Source organism: Sphaerochaeta sp. S2, from assembly GCF_016406725.1.
GTDB lineage: Bacteria > Spirochaetota > Spirochaetia > Sphaerochaetales > Sphaerochaetaceae > Sphaerochaeta.
This window is the reverse complement of sequence record NZ_JAEKNT010000155.1, coordinates 1-2,264: the sequence shown is the minus strand read 5'-3', so window position 1 is coordinate 2,264 and position 2,264 is coordinate 1. Positions and strand designations below refer to the sequence as shown.

Here is a 2,264-nt window from a genome sequence, read left to right as displayed (position 1 = left end):
GGTAGTTGCTTGCCCTGCAACCACCACCGGTTTGGGTGATGACCAAGGCAATCTTGTCAGTATCGTACCCTCCATGTTTGATGGCATCGATAAACTGACCGATTACCAGCTGGGCAGGATAGCAGATGTCATTGTGGACATACCGAAGCCCCTCACGGATAACATTTGGGCCTTGGTTCTCCAGAAGTACCACATTATAACCATGATTGGAGAACACCTCCTTGGCGATATTGAAGTGGATTGGGCTCATATTGGGGATCAGGATGGTGTAATCCTTCTTCATCTCTTTGGTGAACGGTGTGCTCATCGCTGTTCCTTGGCCTCCTGGAGTGCTGCAAGCAGACTACGGATGCGAATTTTGACTGCTCCGAGGTTTGCAATTTCATCAATCTTGATCTGGGTGTATATCTTATCGGTTTCTCGAAGGATATCCCTGATTTCATCGGAGGTTACCGCATCAAGCCCACAGCCAAAGGAAACAAGCTGGATCAACTGCATATCCTCCTGTCCTGTAACATAACGGGCAGCATCATACATCCGGGCGTGGTAAGTCCATTGGTTGAGTACCTTTCGAGGTTGTTTCTCCACAAGATGAGCAATTGCATCCTCACTAATTACTGCACATCCGCACTGCAAGAGGAGGCCATCGATTCCATGGTTTACCTCTGCATCAGCATGATAGGGCCTGCCCGCAAGGACCATGATCGGCCAATTTCTCTTGCGTGCCTGTTCAATGATAAGTTTCCCCTGTTCCCTGATGGCTTTCTGGTAGTCTTCAAGACTTGCGTACCCTGCTTTCACTGCAGCCTTGATCTCCTGTTTCTTGATAGGGTAGTACTGACTGAGAACCTGATACATCCGTTTTGGAAGAAAGGCTCTGTCGGCAAGCGATAGATAGTCACTGATGAAGGTAACAGAGCCGTCCTGCAACTCACTGATATTGTGCCGAAGCACCTCAGGGTAGTAGGCTACCACAGGACAGTTGAAATGATTGTCTCCCTTCTCTTCGTCGATGTTGTAGCTTGAACACGGATAGAAGATGGCAGGAACCTGTTTCTCCAGCAGATCCTTGATATGTCCATGCATCAATTTTGCTGGATAGCAGATGGTATCGCTGGAGATCGTGGACTGTCCTTTGAGATAGGTCTCCCTCGTTGATGGGGATGAGGCCACAACCTCAAAGCCCAGATGAGTGAAGAAGGAGTGCCAGAATGGCAATTGTTCATAAAAATTGAGTTGTAGAGGCAATCCAATTTTTCCTCTCTCTCCCCTTATGGGCTTCAGATGTGAAAGATACTGTTGCTTGAAGGCATAGATATTCAGCTGCTCAGGGTTATTGATGAACGTATCAGGGCTGACAATGCGATCGCATTTATTGCCGCTTACCAGCTTACGACCTTCATCAAAGATATTGATCGTCAACAAACAGTTGTTGGTGCATCCTTTGCAGTATGTGGTCTTGGTACGATGGGTGAAGTGTTCAAGTTGTGTGAGTGAGAGGGTAGTCCTTTGCTGTGGGACTTTATGGTGCTGGTCACGGGCATGCAAGGCACAGCCATATGCACCCATGAGTCCTGCTTCATTGATCCTGACCACCTCACTTCCCAGCTCCGTCTCGAAGGAACGGAGCACTGCATCGTTCAGGAATGTCCCTCCCTGTACAACGATATGCTTGCCCAACATTGCTGGGTCGGTGGAGCGTATTACTTTATAGAGTGCATTCTTTACGACGCTGATGGCCAATCCTGCAAAGATATCTGAAACACTTGCCCCGTCCTTCTGGGCTTGTTTGACCGAGCTGTTCATGAATACTGTGCAACGGGAGCCAAGATCGACAGGATTTTTTGCTTTGACAGCGAGTGCTGCCGCTTCCTGGGGAGAATATCCAAGTGCATTGGAAAAGGTTTGCAGGAATGAACCACAACCTGATGAACATGCTTCGTTGAGGAAGATATCATCTATGGTGCCATCCTTGATCTTGAAGCACTTGATATCCTGGCCACCGATGTCAATGATGAAATCAACATCTTTCTGGAAGGTCTGTGCACTCTTGTAATGGGCCATGGTTTCCACTAGGGAGTACTCAAAGGCAAAGGCATTCTGCAGTAGATGCTCGCCATAACCTGTGGAGCACGATTTTTCAATCGATATTTGGGGATAGGTTGTGTAGAAATGTCCCAGGAACTCTTTGATGGCCTGTACTGGATTGCCATTGTTTGCCTCATATTGGCTGTACAGAAGTCTTCCCTCAGGGTCTATGATGC

1 protein-coding gene and 1 pseudogene are annotated in these 2,264 nt (G+C 47.9%); both read right to left on the bottom strand.

The features are described from left to right. Nucleotides 1–307 (bottom strand): annotated as a pseudogene (locus JF818_RS16530) (2-hydroxyacyl-CoA dehydratase); the annotation flags it as partial. Continuing rightward, nucleotides 304–2,264: acyl-CoA dehydratase activase-related protein (locus tag JF818_RS04050; RefSeq protein ID WP_198890695.1), on the bottom strand; the 1,961-nt coding region annotated here is incomplete at its 5' end. The pseudogene JF818_RS16530 and the gene JF818_RS04050, both read right to left, overlap by 4 nt.